Annotated in this window: 21 protein-coding genes and 1 pseudogene; 6 read left to right on the top strand and 16 right to left on the bottom strand. The window is 36.9% G+C overall.

Annotation, left to right across the window (positions count from 1 at the left end; genetic code table 11):
* Positions 1-86: 86 nt before the first annotated feature.
* A complete protein-coding gene (locus ASE74_RS08955) occupies positions 87-1,406 on the top strand; it encodes a DUF3887 domain-containing protein (RefSeq protein ID WP_055907415.1) in 1,320 nt (439 codons plus the stop codon).
* A gap of 155 nt (positions 1,407-1,561) precedes the next feature.
* Positions 1,562-2,533: a YihY/virulence factor BrkB family protein gene (locus tag ASE74_RS08950; RefSeq protein WP_055907412.1), complete on the top strand. Its 972-nt coding sequence runs from the start codon at positions 1,562-1,564 to the stop codon at positions 2,531-2,533.
* Positions 2,534-2,535: 2 nt separating this feature from the next.
* On the opposite strand, the pseudogene ASE74_RS08945 reads toward ASE74_RS08950, so the two are convergent.
* The 13 genes and pseudogenes from ASE74_RS08945 to ASE74_RS08880 all read right to left on the bottom strand — a co-directional run bounded on the left by ASE74_RS08945 (position 2,536) and on the right by ASE74_RS08880 (position 13,114).
* Positions 2,536-2,958: pseudogene (locus ASE74_RS08945) on the bottom strand (secondary thiamine-phosphate synthase enzyme YjbQ).
* Positions 2,959-2,962: 4 nt separating this feature from the next.
* Positions 2,963-3,157 carry a PDDEXK nuclease domain-containing protein gene (locus tag ASE74_RS25090; RefSeq protein WP_055907409.1) on the bottom strand — a complete coding sequence of 65 codons (195 nt, stop codon included), beginning with the start codon at positions 3,155-3,157 and terminating at the stop codon, positions 2,963-2,965.
* Positions 3,148-3,636 (bottom strand): DUF1016 N-terminal domain-containing protein, encoded by a 489-nt coding sequence (locus ASE74_RS08935; RefSeq protein WP_055907406.1) that lies wholly within the window; start codon positions 3,634-3,636, stop codon positions 3,148-3,150. Before ASE74_RS08935 ends, ASE74_RS25090 begins: the two co-directional genes overlap by 10 nt.
* A 68-nt stretch (positions 3,637-3,704) precedes the next feature.
* Positions 3,705-4,739 carry a DUF2157 domain-containing protein gene (locus tag ASE74_RS08930; RefSeq protein ID WP_055907403.1) on the bottom strand — a complete coding sequence of 345 codons (1,035 nt, stop codon included), beginning with the start codon at positions 4,737-4,739 and terminating at the stop codon, positions 3,705-3,707.
* 137 nt (positions 4,740-4,876) lie between these two features.
* A complete protein-coding gene (locus tag ASE74_RS08925; RefSeq protein ID WP_055907400.1) occupies positions 4,877-7,090 on the bottom strand; it encodes a cation:proton antiporter in 2,214 nt (737 codons plus the stop codon).
* A 651-nt stretch (positions 7,091-7,741) separates the two neighbouring features.
* Complete coding sequence (locus ASE74_RS08915; protein ID WP_055907395.1) at positions 7,742-8,737, bottom strand: bifunctional riboflavin kinase/FAD synthetase; 996 nt, start codon at positions 8,735-8,737, stop codon at positions 7,742-7,744.
* Between the two features lie 109 nt (positions 8,738-8,846).
* Complete coding sequence (locus ASE74_RS08910; protein ID WP_055907391.1) at positions 8,847-9,707, bottom strand: YitT family protein; 861 nt, start codon at positions 9,705-9,707, stop codon at positions 8,847-8,849.
* On the bottom strand, positions 9,704-10,435 hold the full coding sequence (truB, locus tag ASE74_RS08905; RefSeq protein ID WP_055907388.1) for a tRNA pseudouridine(55) synthase TruB: 732 nt from the start codon (positions 10,433-10,435) through the stop codon (positions 9,704-9,706). The genes ASE74_RS08910 and truB overlap by 4 nt, the downstream gene beginning before the upstream one ends.
* Before the next feature lie 133 nt (positions 10,436-10,568).
* Complete coding sequence (locus tag ASE74_RS08900; RefSeq protein ID WP_055907385.1) at positions 10,569-11,363, bottom strand: undecaprenyl-diphosphate phosphatase; 795 nt, start codon at positions 11,361-11,363, stop codon at positions 10,569-10,571.
* 17 nt (positions 11,364-11,380) lie between these two features.
* The gene (locus ASE74_RS08895; protein ID WP_055907382.1) at positions 11,381-11,767 is read right to left on the bottom strand and encodes a type II toxin-antitoxin system VapC family toxin; all 387 of its coding nucleotides are present in this window, start codon (positions 11,765-11,767) and stop codon (positions 11,381-11,383) included.
* Positions 11,767-11,970, bottom strand: a complete 204-nt coding sequence (locus ASE74_RS08890; protein ID WP_055907380.1) for a DUF2281 domain-containing protein — start codon at positions 11,968-11,970, stop codon at positions 11,767-11,769. The genes ASE74_RS08895 and ASE74_RS08890 overlap by 1 nt, the downstream gene beginning before the upstream one ends.
* A 38-nt stretch (positions 11,971-12,008) precedes the next feature.
* On the bottom strand, positions 12,009-12,236 hold the full coding sequence (locus tag ASE74_RS08885) for a DUF3098 domain-containing protein (protein ID WP_055907377.1): 228 nt from the start codon (positions 12,234-12,236) through the stop codon (positions 12,009-12,011).
* A complete protein-coding gene (locus tag ASE74_RS08880) occupies positions 12,236-13,114 on the bottom strand; it encodes an ABC transporter permease (RefSeq protein ID WP_055907594.1) in 879 nt (292 codons plus the stop codon). Before ASE74_RS08880 ends, ASE74_RS08885 begins: the two co-directional genes overlap by 1 nt.
* A 199-nt stretch (positions 13,115-13,313) precedes the next feature.
* Between ASE74_RS08880 and ASE74_RS08875 the strand changes: the two genes are divergently transcribed.
* Positions 13,314-13,721, top strand: coding sequence for a hypothetical protein (locus ASE74_RS08875; protein WP_157255386.1), 408 nt, complete (start codon positions 13,314-13,316; stop codon positions 13,719-13,721).
* Positions 13,722-13,871: 150 nt separating this feature from the next.
* Here ASE74_RS08875 and ASE74_RS08870 read toward each other — a convergent pair whose 3' ends face one another.
* Both ASE74_RS08870 and ASE74_RS08865 read right to left on the bottom strand, forming a co-directional pair.
* Positions 13,872-14,171: a type II toxin-antitoxin system RelE/ParE family toxin gene (locus ASE74_RS08870; RefSeq protein ID WP_055907371.1), complete on the bottom strand. Its 300-nt coding sequence runs from the start codon at positions 14,169-14,171 to the stop codon at positions 13,872-13,874.
* On the bottom strand, positions 14,153-14,323 hold the full coding sequence (locus tag ASE74_RS08865; RefSeq protein WP_157255385.1) for a hypothetical protein: 171 nt from the start codon (positions 14,321-14,323) through the stop codon (positions 14,153-14,155). The genes ASE74_RS08870 and ASE74_RS08865 overlap by 19 nt, the downstream gene beginning before the upstream one ends.
* A 196-nt stretch (positions 14,324-14,519) precedes the next feature.
* On the opposite strand from ASE74_RS08865, the gene leuS reads away from it, so the two are divergent.
* Positions 14,520-17,348: a leucine--tRNA ligase gene (gene leuS, locus ASE74_RS08860; protein WP_055907365.1), complete on the top strand. Its 2,829-nt coding sequence runs from the start codon at positions 14,520-14,522 to the stop codon at positions 17,346-17,348.
* Positions 17,349-17,562: 214 nt separating this feature from the next.
* Here the strand turns inward: leuS and ASE74_RS08855 are convergent, their stop codons facing one another.
* Complete coding sequence (locus ASE74_RS08855; RefSeq protein WP_055907362.1) at positions 17,563-18,864, bottom strand: DEAD/DEAH box helicase; 1,302 nt, start codon at positions 18,862-18,864, stop codon at positions 17,563-17,565.
* A 592-nt stretch (positions 18,865-19,456) separates the two neighbouring features.
* Between ASE74_RS08855 and ASE74_RS08850 the strand changes: the two genes are divergently transcribed.
* Both ASE74_RS08850 and ASE74_RS08845 read left to right on the top strand, forming a co-directional pair.
* Positions 19,457-22,726, top strand: coding sequence for a TonB-dependent receptor (locus ASE74_RS08850; RefSeq protein WP_082458711.1), 3,270 nt, complete (start codon positions 19,457-19,459; stop codon positions 22,724-22,726).
* Between the two features lie 16 nt (positions 22,727-22,742).
* On the top strand, positions 22,743-24,455 hold the full coding sequence (locus ASE74_RS08845) for a RagB/SusD family nutrient uptake outer membrane protein (protein WP_157255384.1): 1,713 nt from the start codon (positions 22,743-22,745) through the stop codon (positions 24,453-24,455).
* Positions 24,456-24,545: the final 90 nt, after the last annotated feature.

The following is a 24,545-nucleotide window of genomic DNA, read 5'->3' as shown; positions in this document are numbered from 1 at the left end:
ACCAAACACAATTAGTGAAATGTTGAATTTAAGCCGCTATAAAAGGTAAATCGACAATTTTACTACCAAAAAAAACAAGAACACGGATGAAAAAGAGCCTTTTATTCATAATCGCTTTATTATTTACTACAACAGCATTTTCTCAAAATGTAATCCAGTTATTTAATGGAGCAAACGATTTTTTTAAACTGTTGCAGGAAGAGAAATTTAAAGATGCCCATGCATTTTTTGATGATACCCTAAAAACCAAATTAACAGAAGAAAGCTTAAAGAAACTATGGGGCGACATAGGAAACAAATATGGCAAAGCCGAATCTTTAGATGCAATTCAAAGCAAGGCTCAGGGCGATTTTTTTGCGGTAACCGTTGAAGGTAAATTTGCAAAGGGCGATCAGAATTTTATTTTAGGCTTTAATAAAATGCAAAAGATCGTTGGCATATTTCTGGCACCGCCGAAAAGAACTGCCGTATATTTAAAACCGACTTACGTAGATACCAGTTTGTATAAAGAAAAATCGGTATATATAGGTCCTGCTGGAAAACAATTAGCGGCCATTATTACTACGCCAAAAAATGTTAAGAATTTCCCAATAGTTGTTTTTGTACACGGCTCCGGTCCTGGAGATATGGATGAGACCGTTGGTCCGAATAAACCTTTCAAAGATTTAGCAGGAGGCTTGGCATCAAAAGGAATAGCTTCCGTCCGTTATGTAAAGAGGACCTTAATTTATCCAAACGAATTTACAAACGCTTATACCGTAAAAGAAGAAGTATTAGACGATGCAACCGCTGCTATTGCCATAGCAAGAACAACAGTTGGTGCAGATCCAAAAAATATATATGTATTTGGCCATAGTTTAGGAGGAATGCTGGCACCTAAAATGGCAATACTTACGCCAGATTTAGCTGGAATTATTTTAGCAGCTGCACCGGCAAGAAAATTAACCGACATTATTATCGATCAGAATAAATACATGTTCGATTTAGCCAACGATACCACCGCGGCAGGTAAAAAACAACTTACGGATGCCTTAACAGAAATCGATAAAAGTAAAATAACGCAATTGGGAACAACAATAAAGCCTGATTCGTCTATTTTGGGTTTGCCTGCAAAATACTGGACAGATTTAAATACTTATAACCAGGTTGCAGTGGCAAAAAGCCTGTCGAAACAAAGAATTTATATTTTACAAGGAGGCAATGATTTCCAGGTGAGCAAAACAGATTTCGATTTATGGAATGCAGCTCTAGAGAAAAAGAAAAATGTTCGTCTAAAATTTTATCCTGATTTGAATCACCTTTTGAGTTCGCAAACAGGAAAAGGCACAATGGCCCAATACCAGGCCGCTGTAAGTGTATCAGAACCATTGGTTAATGATATTGCCCTATGGATTAAAGGTAAATAACAATATTTTAATATCCTTGATAGGTAAAAGCTCCGACTAATAATCGGAGCTTTTTTTTGCTTTAAAATGCTATTATATTCCGCTATTGCTAATGAATAAAAACAATTCAAAAAATATGCGGTTTAAAATTATAGGATACATTTTAGAAAATAGTTATGGCGGCAAAGAATAAAATCACTTTAAAGGGAATATGGGGCGTTTTAAAAGCGTCTTTTACAGGGTTTAATGATCATAAGGTTACTAAACTTAGTGGTTCTTTGGCTTACTATACCGTATTTTCTATGGCACCGCTATTGGTAGTGATTATTTCTTTGTGTGGGATATTTTTAGGTCGTGAATTCGCCGAGGGCAAAGTTTACGCACAGCTTGAAGGTTTTTTAGGTAGAGAATCGGCTGTTTCTTTACAACAGTTGATTAAAAATGCCTACCTGGATGGTAAAAGTACTATCGCTTTAATTATCGGTATAATCACTTTGTTGATTGGCGCAACTACAATTTTTGGTGATGTTCAGGATTCCATTAATACCATTTGGGGTTTAAAACCGAAACCCAAAAGGGGATGGGTAAAGATGCTGCAAAACCGCTTCTTATCATTTTCGGTAATTATTAGCCTGGGCTTTGTGTTGTTGGTTTCATTAGGTGTTACCGCTTTGCTAGACGCCTTTAGCGATCGCTTGCAGGCAAGATTTGCAGAGGTATCTGTAGTTGTATTTTATATTATTAACCAGGTGGTTACGCTTGCTGTTATTTCTTTAATATTTGGGGTAATTTTTAAAGTTTTGCCCGATGCTATTATTAAATGGCGCGATGTATTGGCCGGAGCCGTAGTAACCGCAATTCTATTTATGATCGGTAAATTTGCCATCTCATTATATATTGGGCAAAGTAATGTTGGCGGTACCTATGGTGCAACTGGCTCATTAATTGTAATCTTGCTGTGGACTTATTATTCTTCGATCATTTTATACTTCGGAGCCGAATTTACCAAAGCCTATGCGGTTGCCTTCGGGTCGGAAATTTATCCATCACATTACGCAGTTACCACTAAAGAAATTGAAGTAGAAACCGAGGGTAAATCTATTCAGGATAATCATCCAGAAATTAAAGAAGAAGTTAAAAAAGCTTAAAGTTATTCTCCCCAAGCCGTAACAATCAATCTTCTCTGTCCGCCACGATTGCGGTGTTCGCATAAGTAAATGCCTTGCTAGGTCCCGAGTGCTAATCTTCCATTTCTAATCGGAATGGTTACTGAGCTACCCAAAAGTGCTGATTTTAAATGCGCAGGCATATCGTCCGCTCCTTCGTAATCATGTTCATAATTAGGATCGTTTTCCTTAACGGTTTTATTAAAGAACATTTCAAAATCTGTCCGAACCGTAGGATCAGCATTTTCATTTATGGTAAGTGAAGCAGAAGTATGCTGTATAAAAACCTGACAAATGCCAATATTTATCTCATCCAATTGGGGTAAAGCATCTTCAATCTCCTCCGTAATAATGTGGAAACCCCTTCTACGTTCTCTAAGCGATAAGGTTTGTTGGTATATTTTCATTTGATCAATTCTCGATAATTTTAATGAAATCCTTTTCACTAGGTAAAACAGTTAAATACTTACTTGCGAAAATTTGGTCGTTATTTTCTGGAAGCGTGTATCGTACTACTGATTCACTTTTATCTTGACAAAGTATAATGCCAATCGTCTTGTTTTCGTCCTCAAGTTTTGATTCTCTATCGAAATAGTTTACATACATCGTGATAGTATCTCTTTTTTATTTTTGCTCAATGTTAACCGTGTATATAGTGCTGAATCATATTGGCGCTGTAATTCTCGTAAACTCCAATTATTCTTCAATGCTTCTATTTCATAGAAATTACGCTCATTTAGGTCTTTTATTCTCATTAATTTAAGATAGTGAGACCATGTGAGTTTGAATTGCGCAGACACTGTCTGCGCAATTGAATAAGTTAAATAAAACTGACGCATTTGTTCTAAATTTCTCTTAGAAAAACCTTTACCGAGTTCAACAACTAATCTTTCAGAAAGCTCATTTAAAATTTGTTTGCCATATTCTGCCCTTTCTTTTCCTTGCTGCTCCTCTTCAATAATCATTCTACCAATTTCGAAATATGCGGTAGCCATTGCATTATTAATAGTCTGTGTTACATTCTGCCTCGCTTGATTCAGCAATTCAATAACCTTGGTATATAAATTTTGCCTTTGGATTTGCATATTTTACAATAGAAAATATTAGGTCTATAAATTGAAAAATGATGTTTTCGAATCAAACAAGTATTGTCTTACCTCAAAAACTCCACATTCCAGATTTTTTCTGCTTTTCTGCCAATTAACCAAAAAGAAGCAGCCAGCACTGAAAAAAATAATGCTTTATGCCAGCTATCCCAAAAATATTCGAAATAACGTGTATAAAGGTTGATAAAGAGAAAGGTAATTCCGAATTCACGGGCAATATCATCATGGTATTTTAAACCAAAAAGAGTACTAGCAAGGCAAATGACGGCGGAAATTAAAGCCCAATAAAATAAGCTTAATTGCCTAACCGTATACCATTCTTCTAAACTGGCGAAATTACCAAATACTGATAAGGCCCAAAGTGATACGAAAAAATAAACCATACCAGCTATATAGGTTACCTGAAAGAAATGCTGTGTTTTAGGAAAAGCTTTCATTATAAATGATGCAGCAGTTAATGCAGCACCAAAAACCACAAAACGTAACGGATAATTCATGCCCAGAAAATAATAGTTCCACCGGCTTAAATAACCTGTTTCAGTACCAAACCATGCACCTAATGAGATTAACGCAAAAATCCAGATTAACCGCGAATTGAAGATATATCCTAAAGCGCCATATATAAAAACAGATATTAGAATGAGGATAGAGAAATTACCCGAGCCGTTATCTATTGCCTTTCCGAAATAAGCAATGGCATTTGCAGTAAGTAAAATGGCAGAAAACACAATGGCCTCGTTGCTAAATTTTAAATGTGATAATTTCTTTTTCCTCCTGAAGCCAAGAATATAAAGCCATCCTGCCAAGCCACCAGATACAATGGCAATTACAATGTTTGGGGTGTTATAAACTCTTTTTAAGTAATTTAAAATCGAATTATCAATCAGTAATGATCCGAGAGCAATAAAGCCACAGGCTAAAGCTACCCAAAAGGCATATTGCGCCAGCCGGAGCCAATCGAAATTTTTGGCTTCATAACTTTTACGGAGCTTATTACCGGTTTCATCATTGATCAGGCCATCATTCTGCCACTGCTCAATCATATCATCCAGAAACTCACTTTTTTCTCTGTCAACTTTCATAGGTTAGGTTATACACGAAGATATAAAATTTGATCGTTATTGATGTATGTAGGCATTGGTAGTCAATCTCTTCATATAATTTACCTTAATTAGATTGCTTTGCCCGCTAAAAAACTATGTCATAACGATGAATACCTTTATATAACCTCTTTAATCTTCCTGTTGTTCCCTACAATCCAGATAATATCACCATTGTCGAAAACGAAATCAGATGAAGGATTCAATATCCGATCAGAACCCCGTTCAATCCCAACAATTAAGGCCTGCGCTTTTTCTCGGATCCCTGCATTTCTAATGCTTAACCCATAAACCGGCGATTCGGTATGTACAACCACCTTTTGAAGTGTCATTTCTTTATTTGGAAAATTGTTTTCTTCAGCAATTGCTGGTGCATCTACTTCTAAAAGGGCTTTAACGGCAGCCAATTGATCATCAGCACCAATTAATAACAGTTTATCATTTGGATAAAGCCTTTCATCTCTTCCTGGGGTCGGAATGTTGTTCCTTCCACGTTCTATTAAAGCAATATTAACCCCGTATTTTTCCCTGATCATTAATTCAGTAAGTGTTTTTCCTACCACTTCCGATTCAGGAGAGACGGTAAGCTCAGTTAAGTGGGTATCCCAGGGTAAAATATTCGGTTTCTGATTTTCACGTGCATTTAAGTTCAGCATGAAACGTCTTTCCAGCTTATCGTAAAATGATTGCAATTTCCGCGAGAAAATTACCATTCCGAGGATAATTAAACCTAGTGCAATTACAGCTGCAACCCAGGTGTCGAAAAATTCGTACATCAGAAATCCTACAAAGAAAATCCCTAAGGCCACCCTAAAAAACTCGATTGCAATTAATGGTCCACGCGTATATTTTTTATTTAGCCAAAGGTGAGAATAAGCTGTTCTTTGAATCCTTCTGATGGATAAGGCCCACAAAAATGGCGACATCAATATAAACGAAACCACTACACTGATGATAATTGAAGTTAAACTATTTGCAATGTTGCGCACAATAAAAGGTTGCACATACCGGTAAGCTAAATAGATAATTGCGATGATGATTACAGAATGGATGATGGTATTAAAAATATAGGATCGTAATAAAATCTTCCAATCGCTTAATGTGGTAATGCCTTCAGTACTGGAGCTATATCTATCAATGCCATCAAGCCATTTTTTGGGTAAAATACGGTTTAAGTACTGGTAAAAAGGTTCAGATAATTTAATTAAATAAGGAGTGGTAAATGTTGTAATTGCAGCTGCGGCTACTGCGATAGGGTAAAGGAAATCACTCGTTACTTTAAGGGTTAAACCCAAGGATGCAATGATGAAAGAAAATTCGCCGATTTGCGCCAAACTCATGCCTGATTGGACAGAAGTTTTTAATGGCTGACCGGAAAGCAATGCCCCAAGTATGGTAAAAATAATTTTTCCTAAAATAATGACCAGAGTGGCTACTAAAATTGGAACTGCATATTTAACCAACATGGAAGGATCAATCAACATGCCAACAGAAACAAAAAATACGGCTGCAAATAAATCCTTTACCGATTTGGTTAAATGTTCAATTCTTTCGGCCTGAGTAGTTTCGGCCAAAATAGATCCCATAATAAAAGCCCCAAGTGCCGGAGAAAAACCTACTTTATCAGCAAGCAAAACCATTACGAGGCATAGAGCCAATGATACAACCAGCATTGTTTCATCATTCATTAATTTTTTGGTTGCCTTAAGAAATGATGGAACCAGAAAAATTCCTCCTAAAAACCAAAGTACCAGGAAAAAAGCCAGTTTTAATATGGAATATAACATTTCTGTACCTGCCGATTGCTGGCTTACGGCCAGCGTGGAAAATAGTACCAATAATAAAATGGCTACAAGATCTTCAACAATTAGCACCCCGAAAACCAAGCCAGCAAACTTTTTATGTTTTAAACCAAGTTCTTCGAAAGCTTTAATCGTAATCATAGTTGATGATATCGATAATATTCCTCCTAAAAACAGGCTGTCCATATCTTTCCAGCCCATGGCTTTACCTACCAGGTAACCGGCCAGAATAATAAATAATACTTTTACAATTGCGGTAATGGAGGCAGAGCCGCCTACTTTAACCAGTTTTTTAAAACTGAATTCTAAACCAAGACTGAACAATAGGAAAATTACACCTATTTCGCCCCAAATATTAATGCTTTTTGTATCTGTAACGGACGGAAAAAATTTCAAGTGCGAGCCAACCAATAAGCCGGCAAGTATGTAACCTAAAACAAGGGGTTGCTTAATTCTTTTAAATATGAGTGTGGTAATTCCTGCTGCGGCAAGAATTAATCCTAAATCGGCTATCAAATCGGGTAAATGCATCTATAAAAAATAGGTAATATGGGTTAAATAATTTATTGCCAGGCAATAGTTATAACCTGGAATTTTACTGAAAATTCCACCTGATGTGGTTCAAATAAATGAAATTACTTACCAAAAAACATGTTTTGGATAAAGCATTTTAAAATGGCACCAATAATTATGTTTTAACCTTCTTATTACAACTTTAGCAGTGATGGCTTTGTTTTTTAAAAAAAGAAACATCAAAAAAGAAAGAAGTATAAAAGCGGCGAAAGATATTTTTACAATTGAAGCGTTAATAAAATCTTTTTGCAAGCTTTCATAGTCCTGATTAAAATCTGAATTAAGCTTATTGATTTTTTTATCGGTGATGAAACTTATTTTTAAGTTCTTGGCTGGTGCATCATTTCTATTTCCCTGCGTTGCGAATGACGAAAAATTAGTGGAAATAATAAGAAGAAGGATGATGTAAATAAGCCTCATTGCTGCTAATATAAAGAAAAAGAGGCTTTTTTGAAAGGGAAATGTGATTTAAAAATCCTTTTTGGCTTCTATAAGCTTTTATTGTAATCTTAGGTTTTATTATAATTTACGTCATGCTGAATTTATTTCAGCATCTATTTTTAATACTACAGACCCTGAAATAAATTCAGGGTGACGCATGTTTGAGATCTAATTTAATCCATTAAAATAAGCGAGTGTTGCTTCCTTGTCTTTTTGTAATTGAATAGTCAGCGCTTCTAACCCCGTAAATTTTACATCGTGACGAAGAAATTTTAAAAAATTCATCTTAATATCCTGGCCATAAATTTCCTGGTTGAAATCGAAAATATTTACCTCAATGTTTCTGGTCATCCCGTTAATGGTTGGGCGCTGCCCGATGTAGGCCATGCCTTTGTAAGTCCGAAGTCCGGAGTCCGTAGTCTGAAGTCTGTTTGTTGATTCTGAACCTTCTTCTTTAAATTCGGCGCTCATCTCTACCGTTACTGCATAAATGCCATCACCAGGAATCAATTTATAAGTTTCTTCCACAAATATATTGGCAGTAGGGAAACCAATTGTTCTGCCGATTTTATCGCCTTTAATTACTCTCCCGAAAATAGAAAACGGATAACCGAGGTAATCGCTGGCTAAACCCACATCGCCTGCCAAAAGTGCCTGACGGATTTTGGTAGAACTTACTGCAACATCGTGAATATCCTGTTCCATTATTTCTTCAACCGTGAAGCCATAATGCAAACCAGCCGCTTTTAAATCGCTTAAATTACCTGACCGGTCTTTACCAAAACGGTGGTCGTAACCAATTATAATATGTTTGGTGCCAATAGTATTAACCAATATATTTTTAATATAATCTTCAGGCAACTGATTGGAAAAATCTCTTGTAAATGGTGTAATAATCAGATGATCCACACCCAAACCTTTTAAAATTTCTGCTTTTTCATTAATGGTATTGATCATTTTTAAATCCTGGTTTTCAGGATCGATAATCATCCGTGGATGCGGAAAAAATGTTAAAATTACACTTTCTCCATGATCAGCCTTTGCCTTTTCTACAAGTTGTTTAATGATTTTTTGATGTCCGAAATGTACACCGTCGAAAGTACCAATGGTTACAATGGCATTGTCTAATTTTTTAAAATCCGAAAGGTTATTATATATTTTCAATGGTAAAATCTATTTATTCATCTGGGTTTTGCATGCGGGTAGGTAGCAGGTTAGCATACAACCCGAACCTTGGAATAGCTTAAGTGCATACCCAAATTTCTGTTGTTTATTAATGTAAGGCATGGCGTTTTACCACCCCGCCTTTTAAATCGGCAATTTGTTGTTGAATCACAAAAGCATCCGAATCAATCTGCCGGATAGCAGTTTGTAATTTGCTCATTTCCAGCTTGGTTACTACAGTGAAAATAATATCGATATCTTTCTTTTCTCCGTAACCGCCTTCGCCCTTGTAAATGGTAACACCTCGCCTCATTTCGTTGATGATAAAATTTTTAATGTCTTCCTGATGTTCTGAAATGATCGTTACACCAGTATATTGTTCTATTCCGTTAACGATAAAATCGATGGTGCTCGAAGCTGACAAATACGTTAATATAGCATAAAGTGCAGTTTCGATGTTTAAAAAATAGGCTGCGAAGGCAAAAATGATGATATTTAAAATTAGAATGATATTTCCGACAGTTAAAATACTGTTTTTACTGATGTAAAGTGCCAAAACCTCAGTACCGTCAATTACGCAGCCGCCGCGCATGGCTAAACCAATACCACCACCTAAAAACAGGCCTCCAAAAAATGCGATGAGCAATTTATCGTGTGTAATGGGCTGAAAAGGCAGTATAATTAGGGCTATGGAAAGTGTAGCGATGGCAATAGCCGTTTTAATTGCAAAACCTTTACCAATTTGCCTGTAACCCAAAATTACGAACGGAATATTAATAATGGCAATAAGATACGATAAATTCCAGCCGGTTAAGGTGCTTAATAGCAGTGAGATACCGGTTACACCACCATCAATAAAGTGGCTTGGCATTAAAAAACTTTTTAAACCGAAGCATGCCGAAGTTACACCTGCAATAATTAACAGAATTTCTTTGATAAACCTGGTTTTTCTGTTTTTAATGTGGTTCATGGTTGAGCTTCAGTTTTAACTTCTTCTTTCTTGCTACGAATATAATTAACAAGTTCTAATACCTCAAACGCATCATTAAGTAAAAAGTTTCCGCTTCGGGTGCGCGTAAGTTCGGAAAGGTACGCGCCACTGTTTAATTGTTTGCCGAAATCAGACACTAATGAACGGATGTATGTGCCTTTACTGCAAACAATTCTGAAATCAATTTCCGGCAGCTCGATCCGGGTGATCACAAATTCCGGAACACTAACAAAACGTTTACGTAATTCTACCTCTTCACCTAGGCGTGCTTTTACATATAAACGCTCACCGTTTACTTTAACTGCAGAGTGTGCCGGCGGATATTGTTCAATATCGCCAATAAAAGGTTTGCAAGCTGCATAAATTTCCGTTTCGGTAATGTTGCTGATGTCAAAAGTTTGATCAACCTCAGTTTCCATATCGAATGATGGGGTTGTAGCACCTAAAATCATGGTGCCTGTATATTCTTTTTCTTCAGCTTGAAAAGTGTCTATTTGCTTGGTTAACTTGCCAGTGCAAATGATTAATAAGCCTGTGGCAAGGGGATCTAAAGTGCCGGCATGGCCAACCTTCAGTTTTAATGGTTTTAAAGAATTACGGATTTTGCCTACCACATCAAATGAAGTCCATTTGTATGGTTTGTTGATTAAAAGCAATTCGCCTTCAGCAAAATTGAAATCTTTAAATTTTGAATTTTCGGTACTCACAAATCTTTTTTGCGCAAAGATACAGATTCGATGTGGTTTGCTTAAGTTTTTTTACCACAGATGTATACAGATAGACACAGATGCTTATTCTCTGTTTCTATCCTTTTTTATCGTGGTTAAGTTGTTTCTATATCTATATAATTTGTAAGTTGTGGCCGCTCAATAATAAGATGATAATAATTAAGCCTGCTGCAATTCTGTACCATCCAAATACTTTAAAGCCATTTTTATTCAGGTAACCGATAAAACTTTTAATGGCCAATAGTGCCACAACAAACGCAACAACGTTACCAATAATTAAGAGGTTGGTTTGATCTTGGGTTATGGTATGTCCTTCTTTGTAAAAATCGTAAAGTTTTTTGGCTGTTGCTGCAAACATGGTGGGTACGGCAAGGAAGAATGAAAACTCTGCAGCAACTTTTCTGCTTAATTTCTGACTCATACCGCCAACAATGGTCGCTCCTGAACGTGATACACCAGGTAACATGGCAATACATTGAAAAAAGCCAATTTTTAATGCAGTTAAATAACTTATATTTTCTTCTTCATTGATGGTTGGCTTATTAAACCATTTATCAACAAACAATAAAATAATGCCACCAACTAAGAGGGAAATACCAACAGCCATGGGACTCTCCAGCAATTCGTCGATTTTTTTGCTTAAAAGTAAACCAAATACTGCTGCCGGGATAAATGCAACCAATAATTTGATATAGAAGTTTATCGATTTAAAAAATCTTTTAAAGTAAAGTACCACCACCGAAAGTATGGCCCCGAGTTGAATTACTATGGTAAAAAGTTTTACAAAAGGTTCTGATGCAATGCCCATAAAAGATGAGGCAATAATCATATGCCCGGTGCTCGATACAGGTAAAAATTCGGTTAATCCTTCAACAATGGCAAGGACAATGGCTTCGAAAGAGTTCATATTGTTTAGTTAATGGGTTAATCCCATTGTAATTTTACGTTATAGTTATTTAATTTTTTATCTCTTGAGATTAAAGTTAAATCTTCAGAAATGGCTTGCGAAACATTTATACAATCAAAAGGATCATTGATGAAAAACTCCTGTTTTAATAAGGTTGTAAGGTGCGTTTCGTTAATAGCGATTATTTCGATCTGATTTCGTTCAGCAAATCGGAAAAGTTCATCAAAGTTTATTTGTAAATAGAGCTTTCCAATTTGTTTTTTTATCGCGATTTCCCAAAGTGAGGCGATACTCAAGAAACAGGATTCGCTAACATTAGATAGTGTTTTTTTGATAGAAGCAAGCAACTGATCATCTTTGGCTACAAACCACAAAAAAGCATGGGTATCTAGTAAATATGCCATTAAATGTAATCAGCAAACATTTCCAGCGGTTCATCAAAATCATCAGATAGTTTGATTTTACCTTTTGCATATCCGAACTCGCGTGATTTTAAATTTGGCTTATTTGGATGCTTGGTTTTCAAAAATTCTACAAAATCTGCAACTTCCTGCCCAAGGTTTAGGGGAAGTGAATTTATTTCGATTTGCAAACTTGTTGTAGTCATAATAGAAAGTTAAAAAACACGCTAGTTATTACAAGCAATTATTTTTTTAAAATTGCATAAATACCGAAAGCAAAACCCGCCAGCACCACTACAGGAGCCAATAAAGTTCTTCTAAAATCGTAGATATCGCCAGTTGTACCCATCATCAGGATAAAACCAACAGCCACAATTGCAATGCTGATCAATAATAACTGATAATTTTTTTTGGTAAAAACCAATTCATTTTTAACGTCCTTAACAATCGGACTTGTTTTTTTTTCTGCCATTATCTATAAAGATGATAAGATTTTAAACGTAAATATCTGCTTACTGCAAACCATGTACTAATGCCTGTTATAAAAATACCAACAATTAAAAGGCCTATAAACACAAAGCCAAACTCCTGGTAGTTATTTAAAATAATTATCTCCGGCACTTCTTTACGGGCATAAATTAGCGTAGCCAATAAAATGATGATGGCAATAAACGCAGCAATTAAACCATGTAAAGCAGCATACAGTAAGAAAGGACGTCGGATAAAATTTTTAGTTGCACCAACCAGCTGCATACTTTTAATTAAAAAGCGTTGCGAGTAAATTGCAAGTCTTATGGTGTTGTTAATCAGTGCAATAGAAATTATAAGAAGTAATGCAGCAAAGGCTAAAATAATTAAACCAATGGTATTGATATTCTTATTAACCATATCAATTAAAGAACTTTGGTAAACCACTTCTTTAACTACCGGATTTTTAGAAATACTTGCTTTTAATGCATCAATGCTCTTATTGTTGGCATATTCTGCTTTTAAATACACATCGAAAGTAGAGGTTAGCGGGTTGTAACCTAAAAAGTTAACAAAATCTTCGCCTAAATCCTGGGTTAAATTTCTGGCAGCAAGCTCCTTATTTACATATTGTGTTTGCTTTACCGCAGGGTTCGTATTCAGCTCTTTCTGAAAAGCAAGAACATCGGCTTCTTTTGCACCTTCATCAACAATAATGTTTAAAACAATGTTTTCTTTAACGTAGTTAGACAGGTTTTTGGCATGTACAAGTACCAACCCAAGCAGCCCCAGCATCAATAAAACCAACGCAATACTAATTATAGTAGATATATAAACGGTTTTGGTTTTTTTAGATGCATCACTTACTTCGAATTCTTCCATGTATTTCATTTTTGTTTCTGCGAAAATATAAATTATACCTGATAAACACCAATTAATGATTGTTAAATGAATATAAACGAATCAGTAAAGCTTTTAGTTTGAGCATTAATTCGTTAATGAAATTCACTTTTTCTAAAATCACGGTACGAAATTTGTTAAAACGCCGTTAATTATGGATATCTTAAAACTAAATTTAACTATGAAAAGACAAATTACTATCCTTAGCCTCTTACTATTAGTCGCGTCATCAATTATTTCTTGCAAGAAAGATGATACTTCGTTAAAAGCACAAATGTTGGGCCGGTGGACCTTAAATAAGATTGTAACTACAGGTTATACTGATGATAAACTTAATGGAGCGGTTACTTATGGTAAAACAACTGATTACATCGACTTCAAATCAAATAATGATGACCAAGTGGAGATCAGTTTATCAGGAAACAGGACAATTGGTGAATATGTGATCATTTATTCTGATCAGTTTAGCATGAGCATCAATGATGGATTGAATTATTGTAAAATCAATAGTATCAATGCCAATAAATTGGAATTTACTGCCAAAATTGATAAAACAAATGTTACTAAAGTATACTCTTTATCAAGATAAGAACTTAATCCCCCGATTATTTGCTTGCGCCATTGGTTTTTAATATCAATGGCGCATTTTTTTTGTTTGTTCTCTCCGTACTGACGCAAAAAAATACATTCTCCTCAATCCTTCTAATAAAGCATAAACTGAAAACGGAGCAAAAAGAGATTACCAGTGAATCATTTTTGATGGAATAAATTCACATATTATGATTTCAGCATCTAATTCGATAAAAACAATAGTGTATTTTTTTTTGTAAGATATGCACTTATAGCCCATCAGTGTTCTTTGCGGCTCTCTACAAGTTTTATATCTCTTCCTGTTGTCTCCTAATCTTTCAATAAAATCATAAACGTCATCTGCAAATTTTTCTGCGGTAGCAGGTAAACCTTCAGATTCTAAATACCACGAAACCTCCGCAATACTTTCTGCAACGGTTTGCTTAATTACTATTTTTCTGCTGACCATTTCCTGATTAAATTTTTACTATGGGCTCTTGCCTCATTAATAGAAAATGTTTTTTCAGGATGATGTTTCAAAGCTGCATTTTTTTGCAACTCTTGATAATTTTCTTCAGGAATGAGTACGTATTTCTTATTTTCGATAGTAAGATGTGTCATAACACTCATTTTTATATACGAAGATAATAAATAATTAATAAATGTTAACCTGATTTTGTTCCATTGTTAAAACACCGCATTTCAATCCTAACATCTTCTGATTCTGCATTTCTGTCGGCAAAATATTATAATGAATCTCCTTTTTAAAGCCCCTTAATTTCCGTATTTTTGCACCTTTAAAAATTTAAAACGTGCAATGGATTATCAATTCAAAGAAATAGAACAAAAGTGGCAGAAATTCTGGGCAGATCATCAAACATTTAAGGCCGAAAGTAATTCTGATAAACCAAAATATTATGTGTTAGATATGTTCCCATATCCATCAGGAGCAGGTTTACACGTTGGTCACCCACTGGGTTACATTGCATCTGATATTTTTTCTCGATACAAACGCCTTAAGGGCTTTAATGTATTGCACCCAATGGGATACGATTCATTCGGCTTACCAGCAGAGCAATACGCCATACAAACCGGTCAGCATCCGGCAATTACCACTGAAGCAAACATTGCAACCTACCGCCGCCAGTTAGATCAAATTGGTTTTTCTTTCGATTGGAGCAGGGAAGTACGCACAAGTGAGCCATCTTATTACAAATGGACGCAGTGGATTTTTATGCAGTTGTTTAACTCCTGGTATAATATCGAAAACGATAGGGCAGAGGATATTACCACATTGATTGAAAAATTTAATGCTTCTGGTACTGCAGATGTTAAGGCCGTTTGTGATGAAGATACCAAAGAATTTCTTCCGAGCGACTGGGCTACCTTTACTGATGAAGAAAAACAGATAGAACTGTTAAAGTACCGGTTAACATACCTTCGCGAAAGTACCGTAAACTGGTGCCCTGCTTTAGGAACTGTTTTAGCTAATGATGAAGTGAAAGATGGTTTTTCTGAACGTGGGGGTTTTCCTGTTGAACAAAAGAAAATGATGCAATGGAGCATGCGCATCACCGCATATTCCGACCGTTTGTTGCAAGGCTTAGATACCATTGATTGGCCGGAGCCGATTAAAGAAATGCAACGCAACTGGATTGGTAAAAGCGTTGGGGCATCGGTAAAGTTTGCTGTCGACAATTCACAGTTTGCAGTTGAAGATACTGAAAATGCTAAACCGAAAACTGCAAAATATATAGAGGTTTTTACAACGAGAGTTGATACGATTTTTGGTGTTTCTTATCTTGTTTTGGCACCAGAGCATGAGTGGGTGGCAGAATTAACCACACCTGAGCAAAAACAGGAAGTTGCCGACTATATTGCCTTAACTAAAAAGAAATCGGAGTTAGACCGTATGGCCGATACCAAAACAGTATCAGGTGCTTTTACAGGTACTTATGTAATTAATCCGGTAAGTGGCGACCGCGTTCAACTGTGGATTGCTGATTATGTTTTGGCTGGATATGGAACAGGTGCTGTAATGGGTGTGCCAAGTGGCGATCAGCGCGACTGGTTATTTGCGAAGCACTTCAATCTGCCAATTATACAGATTTTGGACGGTCAGAAAGATATTGATACACAGGCTGATCCAACAAAAGAAGGGAAATACATCAATTCTGGTTTTATTAACGGATTGGAATATAAAGAAGCTGTTTCCTTTTTAAATAATTGGTTAGAAATAGAAAAAGTAGGTAAAGCAAAGGTGAATTTCCGCCAGCGTGATGCAATTTTTGGTCGTCAGCGTTATTGGGGTGAGCCAATTCCAGTTTATTTTAAAGATGGCTTACCTTATTTGGTAAAAGAAGAAGAGTTGCCATTGTTGTTGCCAGAAATTGATAAATACTTACCAACTGAAACCGGGGAGCCACCTTTGGCCAGGGCCGAAAACTGGTTACCTCAAGATGGTGGGCATTACGAATTAAGCACCATGCCAGGTTGGGCAGGAAGCAGTTGGTACTGGTACCGTTATATGGATGCCAATAACAACAATGAGTTTGCCTCAAAAGAAGCTGTTGAATATTGGAAAGATGTTGATTTATACATCGGTGGTTCTGAGCACGCTACAGGCCATTTATTGTACAGTCGTTTCTGGAATAAATTTTTAAAAGATTTAGGTTATACCAAAGAAGAAGAACCTTTCAAAAAACTGATTAACCAGGGGATGATCCAGGGTAGAAGTAATTTTGTTTATCGCATTAATGATGAAAACGGAAAACCTACCAATACATATGTTTCTGCTGGTTTAAGAAAAGAATATAAAACTTCGGCATTGCATGTTGATGTGAACATTGTTGAAAACGATACTTTAGATATTACTAAGTTTAAAGCCTGGAGAGAAGAATATGCAAATGCAGAATTTATACTCGAAGGTGGAAAATACATCTGCGGTGTGGAAGTTGAAAAAATGTCGAAATCAAAATTCAATGTGGTTAATCCCGATGATTTGATTGAGCGTTATGGTGCGGATACATTACGGATGTACGAAATGTTTTTGGGGCCTTTGGAGCAGAGCAAACCATGGAATACCAATGGTATTGAAGGTGTATTTAAGTTCTTGCGTAAGTTTTGGCGTTTGTTCCACAATGAAGAGTGGGCATTCCATGTAAACGACAATGAACCTACAAAAGCAGAATTAAAATCACTTCATAAAATTATTAAAAAAGTACAGGATGATATTGAGCGTTTTTCATTTAATACATCGGTATCAAGCTTTATGATTGCGGTAAATGAACTAACAGATCTGAAATGTAAAAACCGTCAGGTTTTGAAAGATTTGGTAGTAATTCTTTCCCCTTATGCGCCACACATCTGTGAAGAATTATGGGTATTATTGGGTAATGAGGCTGGAACATTGTCATACACTGCATTCCCTACCTTTAAGCCAGAATACCTGGTAGAAGATGAATTTGCTTATCCGGTTTCTCTTAATGGTAAAATGAAAATGAACCTGAATTTGAGCTTAACTTTGGCTCAGCCAGAAGTAGAAAGTATTTTATTAGCTGATGAGCAATTCCAGAAGTTTTTGGACGGAAAACCCACCAAAAAGATCATTTTCGTTAAAGGAAAGATTATTAATGTAGTTGTTTAAGGAGTTTTAAGCTTAAAGACTAAAGCGGAAAGCTTTCCTAAACAGTTGATAAAGAGAAAACCCGGTTAAGAGATTAATTCGGGTTTTCTTATTTCTCGTCATTGCTTTCGAATCATTTATGGGGGTGAAAAACAAAACCCGAGCTGTATTACAACTCGGGTTTTTATAAGATGAGCATTAAAACTTTAGTCTTTCTGCTTTGGTCTTTGAGCTTCTATCTTTCACCTCTTTTTCTGTTTCCACCAAATCTTCTATTGTTGCTGGCGTTGCGTGGTTTGCCACTCATATTGCCATCGCCACTTTTTTTAGCACCACCGCCACCTTTTGATTGTGCTTGTGGTTTGCGTTTCACCTGGTTTTTAGCCAACATGCTTTCCCAGCTTAACGGGTAAGGATGATCATCAACAACAGGTAGGGTAATTTTAATCAGTTTCTGAATATCCAATAAGTACTCATTTTCTTCGGCATCGCAGAATGATATTGCAATTCCGTTAGCACCCGCACGTCCGGTACGGCCAATTCTATGTACATAAGATTCAGGGATGTTCGGCAATTCAAAATTGAAAACGTGCGATAACTGATCGATATCTATACCACGCGCAGCAATATCAGTAGCCACCAACACACGGATTTTTCTATCTTTAAAATCAGTTAATGCCCTTTGTCTGGCGTTTTGAGATTTATTTCCATGAATTGCTGCTGCTTTAATGCCGGCATGGGCTAAATCTTTTACTATCCGGTCTGCACCATGTTTGGTACGGGTAAAAACCAGTGCTGTTTGAATATCTTTATCTTCTAGCAGATGGATGAGTAATTTCTTTTTATCTGGCTTATCAACAAAATAAACCGATTGTACAATTGTTTCTGCGGTAGAAGAAATAGGGGTAACTTCTACTTTGGTTGGGTTGGATAAGATGGTATTTGCCAACTTCTGAATCTCATCTGGCATTGTTGCAGAGAAAAATAAAGTCTGGCGTTTTGCAGGCAATTTAGCCACAACTCTTTTCACATCGTGAATAAAGCCCATATCTAACATACGGTCAGCTTCATCTAACACAAATAGCTCAATGGTATTTAAATTGATAAAACCCTGGTTCATTAAATCCAGTAAACGGCCTGGTGTAGCCACTAAAATATCAATCCCTTTTTTAAGCGATTCTACTTGTGAGTGTTGATTTACGCCGCCAAAAATTACCAGATGGCGTAAGTTTAAGTTACGGCCGTAAGCTTTAAAGCTTTCTTCAATCTGGATGGCAAGTTCGCGGGTTGGTGTTAAAATTAAAGCTTTAATGTTTTTTGTAGCTTTGGTATTAACGTGTTTTTCGTGCAATAACTGCAACATTGGGATAGCAAAAGCGGCCGTTTTTCCGGTTCCGGTTTGTGCGCAGCCTAATAAATCTTTGCCTTGTAATATTGTTGGGATGGATTGCTCCTGTATTGGTGTAGGTTGAGTATAACCTTCGGTCTCAAGGGCCTTTAAAATTGGCTCAATGAGGTTTAATTCTTTGAATAACATGTATGTTTTTATGTAATATTTATCGAAGAAGCTAGAACGATCATTTATTGAAGGACTAACTTGCGGAGAGAATATGCCATTGAGAACGACAAGCCCTTATTCCTGCTTCGGGGGCAAATATACATAAAATGTTTCAAAATCCGCTTAATGATAAATGTTGCGCTGGATTATTGTTAAGATCTCCCTTTATATGCCATGCAAAGCATTAAATATAAATAAGAATCAATTAATCTTTTTGCTAAATTATTTTTTGTAGTATAATTATTAATTATATGTATATTTATTTTAATTGAAGTGTATTTTGTACACTAGCAAATTGTTGACTAAAAAATACCAATATGTAATTAATCAATAAAAACCAAATATCCCTAACTAACCAAAATCCTTATGAGAACAAAACTACCCATTATCAGGAGAAATCTTTCCTTTTTGGATACGCGCCTAATTTTCGGCAATTCAATACCCTTACAACCCAAAATACCCGATCTGTTGCCGTAAAAACTACGACAATGAACTGATGCTGTTTTAAAGATTAAATCTTTAAGCAGGTCAGCTGTATGAGTAAGCTTATTCACCTAATCACTTATAAACTATGAAACAAAATCTATCTTTTATCAAGAGGAGTTTTCTTCTCTTGTGTTTGGGGATGTTATTTGCCCTTGGCGCAACGGCCCAATCAAAAATTACGGGTAAAATTATCGGCAGTGATGATAAACTACCTGTGATTGGTGCTTCAATTAAAATTAAAAATGCAACCGGAGGCACCACATCAGATGAAAACGGAGCTTTCTCGTTAACTGCAAAACCTACTGATGTTTTGGTAATTTCCTTTGTTGGTTATGGCAGCAAAGAAGTTGCTGTTGGTAAACAAACCAATATCACCGTAGTACTACAAGCCGATAATAACAACCTAACAGAAGTTATTGTAACGGGTTATTCTTCGCAGCGCAAAAAAGATTTAACCGGTGCAGTTGCGGTGGTAAACATGGACTTGTTAAAAGCTCAACCCGCGGCAAGTGCAGTAGAAGCCTTACAGGGTAAAGCTACTGGTGTACAAATTATTAATGATGGTGCACCAGGATCTACACCACAGATCAGAATTAGGGGTATTAGTACTATTAATAATAACGAACCGCTATATGTTATTGATGGCGTGCCTTTTGAAGGTAAATTATCATGGCTTAACCAAAATGATATCGAAAGCCTTCAGGTATTGAAAGATGCTTCATCGGCTTCTATTTATGGTTCAAGGGCAAATAATGGTGTTGTTATCATTACCACTAAAAAGGGTGTGGTAGGGGCTCCAAGAATTACCCTCGATTCTTATTATGGTACCCAGGTGCCAAGGAAAAACAGTTTTCCGGAGATGATGAACCCTCAACAATATGCTCAGTATATATTTGATGGTTATACCAATGCAGGATTACCTGTTGCCGCAGGAAAAAATTATGGATCAGGTTCTGTACCTGTATTGCCAGATTATTTGGTAGCTGGTTTAAAACTCGGCCAGGATGTTACTGCAGCCGATGCTGATCCTTCTAAATACAATTATAACCGCGATCCTGATCTTTTTTATCAAATTACAAAAGCAAATAAGGCCGGTACCAACTGGTTTGATGAAATTACTGAGGTTGCACCTGTTCAAAATTATCAAATCAGTGCTACAGGAGGGGGTGAAAATGCCACATATACCTTTTCAGGAGGTTATCTTGATCAAAAAGGAACAATTAAAAATACCGGGTTTAAACGGTATAATTTCAGATCGAACACCAATATCTCGGCATTTAATAAGAGGGTTCGTTTTGGCGAAAATGCTCAGTACAGTTATTCTGAGGGTTTTGGTTTAGGAGTAAATCCCAATGTTTCTGGCGATTACCAGGATCAGGGGAGTGCATTGGGTTGGGCATACCGGATTCCTACCATTATTCCTGTTTACGATATTGCAGGCAATTTTGCAGGGAGCCGCGGCAGTCAGTTAGGAAATGCAGAAAATCCTGTTGCTTTTCTTTATCGCGCGAAAGACAATAAGAATAAAAGTAATTTCTTTTTTGGTAACGTTTATGCTGAAGGCGATATCATTCCCGGCTTAGTTTTAAAAACAAATTTTGGTATCCGCTATGAGAACTTTAACGGTTTATCGATGCGTTACCCGAATCTTGAATTTTCTGAAGGTAATAACTCAAATAGCCTCAATGAATACCAGGGATATAACACAGAATGGACCTGGACGAACACTTTAAATTACAGTAAAGTTTTTAATGAAAAACACAGGTTAAATGTATTGGTTGGTACGGAGGCCATCCGATCGAGAACAAGGCAACTCAATGCCGGTAGAAATGGGTATTTCATTTTAGGCAGTCAGGATTATTATTACCTCAATACAGGCTCGTCTAACATCAGCAATTCGAGTTATGGATCAATAGGATCACTCTTTTCATTGTTTGCAAAGGCAGATTATTCTTATCACGACCGTTATTTAGCGAGCGTTACCATTCGCCGCGATGGTTCTTCCAACTTCGGGCCTGCAAACAAATACGGTTATTATCCGGCAGCAAGTGCAGCCTGGAGGTTATCTGAAGAAGAATTTATGAAGGATGTTAAATGGATAAGTGATTTAAAATTACGCGTTGGATATGGCCAAACGGGTAACCAACGGATTCCTCCATACCAGTACATCAACAGGTACCAAAGTTCTATTGTTAACTCGGCTTATGCTGTTGGCGGGGTTAACGGCCTTACTACTGGTGTTTGGCAAAATGCCTATCAAAATGCTGATGTAAAATGGGAATCGTTAAAAGCACTAAATATTGGTCTTGATTTTACTTTCTTAGGAGGTGCTGTTGATGGATCATTAGATTGGTACAGCAAAAAAACATCCGATATGCTTTATAATCTGCCTCTACCCTCCAGCGTAGTAGGTTTAGGAAGTTCGCCTTATGTAAACATTGGCGATATGAGCAATAAAGGCGTCGAATTTAACATAGCCTATCATTATGGAAGAACAGCAGAGCATCCTTTTAAATTTGATATCGGTTTAAACCTTTCTAAAAACGACAATAAAATCGTAAGGTTGGCACCTGGTATTTTTAATCAGATTTATGGTAATTACCGAAGCTTACAAACCAGTGTATTACAAGAGGGAGAAGCTTTCGGATCTTTCTTTGGTTACAGAACTGCCGGAATTTATCAGAGTACTGCAGATAAAAACAACAACCCATCGTATGCGGGTGCAAGGGTTGGTGGTTTGCGTTACGAGGATATTAATGGCGATGGTATAATCGATCCTAAAGACCGAACCATTATTGGTAACCCAAACCCTGATTTTACCTACGGTGTAAACTTAAATGCTTCTTATAAAAACTTCGATATTTCTGCTTTTGTATATGGTGTACAAGGCAATGAGTTATTTGAGGCTACGCGTTATTTTACCGATTTCCCATCGTTTGCAGGTGCAAAAAGCACCAGGTTGTTAAATGCATGGAGCCCATCAAATCCATCGAGCCTTATCCCATCAGCTTATGTAGGTGCATCAGATGTTGAACTGGCTTCTTCTAGTTACTATGTTCAGGATGGTAGTTTTTTACGATTAAAGAATTTGCAAATTGGATATTCAATTCCGGTAGCTAAAGCCTTTGGCGAAAAAGCGGGTATCAACAGGTTAAGGGTATACGTAAGTGCAACCAATCTTTTCACCATTACCAAATACACAGGTCTGGATCCAGAGGTAAGTCAAACCAGGGATGCTGCTTCTTCAGTTGGCAGTTCAGGTCCTCCGGCAGATACTTTTTCTGCACTAGGGGTTGATAAAGGGGTGTATCCTTCACCACGTCAGTTTTTAATCGGTATTAATGTTGGATTTTAATTAAAAATATATCAAAATGAAACATATAAAATATATTCTGCTCTCCCTATTAATTTGCAGTACCTTTTCCTGCAAAAAGGAGTTTTTAACGCTTCAGCCACAGGGTGAATTAACAGAAGATCAGCTTACCACACAAGATGGTGTTGAAGGTTTATTGGTAGGGGCTTATGGCTTGCTAAATGGCAACGTAAATGGAACATATGGCAATTATGGCGCAGCACCAAGCCAATGGTTGTTTGGGGAGGTTGCTTCGGATAATGCACATAAAGGAAGTGAAATAGGCGATCAGCCACCAATGAATGCGATAGAACAACATGCACCAACCAGTACCAATGATAATTTATCGAATATTTGGGACAGGTGTTTTGAAGGCATTCAACGGTGTAACAATACCCTTAAAATTTTAGCCAATTTACAGGCCGGCCAAGGAACTGCAAAATTTAGCGATGCCCGTGCAAAAGAAATCCAGGGCGAAACAAGATTACTTCGGGCACATTACTATTTCTTCTTGGTACGGATATTTAAAGTTGTGCCTTACATTACCGAAACTACAAGTGGTACTTTTGTTGCAAATGATAAAGACATCTATCCAAATATTGTAGATGATCTTCAGTTTGCTGTTGCCAACCTGAGTACAACCAAACCCAAAAACCAGAAAGGCCGTGTAGATAAATATGCTGCCCAGGCATATTTGGGAAAGGTATTTTTATACCAAAAGAAATATACCGAGGCTTATGACCTTTTGAATGCGGTGATATTGGCAAAACCAAGCTTAGTTGATATGCCTTATACCGATAACTTCGACATTACCAAAGAAGATGGCCCTGAAACGATTATGTCTGTTCAGCATTCGGTTGGAACAGATGGTACCGGCGGAGACAATGGAAATGTTGGTGATATGCTTAACTTTCCATATGGTAATGCACCGGTTAACTGTTGTGGCTTTTTCCAACCAACCATTGATTTGGCCAACTCATTTAAGGTAAGTACTACTGGTTTACCGTTATTGGATGGTAGTTACCGCACTAACCCGTATAAATCTGATTATGGCTTAAGCGTTGCAGACAAAACCAGTTACACTGTTGACCAAACTTTGCCTCTTGATCCACGAATTGAATCGACAATTGGCAGACGTGGGGTGCCATACCGCGATTGGGGTTTAATGCCTGGTGATACCTGGATTCGTGATGCAAGTAACGGCGGCCCTTTCCTTGCCGTTAAAAACACCATTGATGTTGCGCAAATTTCGAGCGGAACAGCCCCTGGTAATACAAACGTAACCGGGTTAAATGTAAATCTGATAAGGTTAGGTGATGTTTATTTAATGGCTGCAGAATGCGCAGTAGAAAAAGGCGATTTGGCAAGGGCTTTAATTTTGGTAAACATTGTGAGGGCGCGTGCAGCAAAAATAACACCTAAAACTATAAATGGTGCACCAGCTGCCGCGTATAAAGTTAGTGAGTACTTATCATTTCCGAATGATACCTATGCCCGAAATGCAGTGCGTTTTGAACGCCGGTTGGAATTGGCATTGGAAGGCCACCGCTTTTTCGATCTTGTACGCTGGGGCATCGCTAAACAAACGCTTGAGAGTTATTTTTCTTTTGAAGGTGGATACTTTAATTACCTAAAAGGAATTACAATCGAAAGCAGAGATGATTATTTCCCTTTACCACAAGATCAGATTGATAGAAGTAAAGGAGTACTGAAACAAAGTCCGGGTTATTGAGCGACATGAATGATTTGCGCGAGCAAATCAGTGCTGTCTGATTGATGAGGGTAGGCCCCTCGGTATCGGCTTACAGGAGCAGGTACCAAA

It is taken from the genome of Pedobacter sp. Leaf216 (assembly GCF_001421515.1).
Taxonomy (GTDB): Bacteria; Bacteroidota; Bacteroidia; order Sphingobacteriales; family Sphingobacteriaceae; genus Pedobacter.
This window is presented reverse-complemented; position numbering and strand designations above follow the sequence as displayed.